Raw genomic sequence first — 1116 nt, 5'->3', positions numbered from 1 at the left:
GCGGTATACGCCTTTGCCCGCTTTCTGGATTGGGGCGTGGAGCGCACCGGGTTCCGCTTGGTATTCCTCGGTAGCCTGCGCGACGGCTTCGGAGTGAGCAGTCAACTGCTGGAGATCGGTGAAAACGGACTGGTCAGCCGGTATGCCAGCGGCATGGTGCTCGGCTTGCTGGTCTTGCTCGTGGTCGCCTGGGGGTGGAGGTGAACCTCGGCAGTATCCTCATCCTGCTTCCCTGGTGCGCTGCGCTCTGGCTCGCAACCCGTAAAGCGGACGGCCAGCGCTTCGCCATGGCCATCGCGCTGGTCGAACTGGTGCTGGCGCTTATCCTGCGCCTCGCGCCCGGCGTGCTTCACAACACCAGCCACGCGCTCTTCATTCCCATGCTTGGCGCGCTCTGGACCCTGCATGATGGCGCCTTTGGCAGCACCCTGGCCGTGCTGACGGCGCTTTTGCTACCGGTCAGCATGGCCTTTGCCTGGCGACTCTCCGAGTTCCGCGCCCTGGCGCTGTCTGCGCTGGTCATGGAAGGTGCCCTGTTCGGTATTTTTCTCGCCGAGAACGTGCTGATGTTCTATATCTTCTACGAGATTCTGGCGTTGGCCGGAGCCTTCCTGATTCTGCGCACCGGCCACAAAAGCCGTGCCGCCGCCCTGCAATTTCTGCTCTACACCGTAGTTGGCTCCCTGCTCTTTCTGGTGGCGCTGGTGATGGTCTACCTGCTTCATGGCGCTCAGACAGGGGTCTATAATTTCTCGATTCTGACGCTCTCTGATACACGGATTCCAGCGTCAGCGGGCCTCTGGATATTCCTCGGTATGGTCGCCGGACTGGCCGTGAAGATGCCGCTTTTTCCCCTGCACAGCTGGGCGGGTCCCAGCTATGGTGCAGCAGCACCAGCGGGCAGCATTTTTCTCTCCGGCGCGGCAGTGACGGCGGGGGCCTATGGTTTGATTCACTTCGCCATCCCCATGTTGCCGCAGGCAGCACTGCATTTTGCCCCCGCCGGCATCATCCTTGGCGCTATCGGTACCCTCTACGGCGCTTTTCTCGCTCTCAATGCCGATAATCTGCGCCATTTTGCCGCCTATGCCAGCGTCAGCCATATGAATCTGGTGG

Annotated in this window: 1 protein-coding gene and 1 pseudogene; both read left to right on the top strand. The window is 61.3% G+C overall.

The genetic code is table 11. The annotated features are described in order from the left end of the window. Positions 1–204 (top strand): annotated as a pseudogene (locus tag M7F93_RS10705) (NADH-quinone oxidoreductase subunit L); the annotation flags it as partial. Further along, positions 201–1116 (top strand): proton-conducting transporter transmembrane domain-containing protein (locus M7F93_RS10700; RefSeq protein WP_298173182.1); only part of this gene is annotated, 916 nt, incomplete at its 3' end. The pseudogene M7F93_RS10705 and the gene M7F93_RS10700, both read left to right, overlap by 4 nt.

It is taken from the genome of Acidithiobacillus sp. (genome assembly GCF_027322205.1).
Classification (GTDB): Bacteria; Pseudomonadota; Gammaproteobacteria; order Acidithiobacillales; family Acidithiobacillaceae; genus Acidithiobacillus.
Note: the sequence above shows the minus strand (reverse complement) of the source record. Positions and strands in the feature narration are given on the sequence as shown.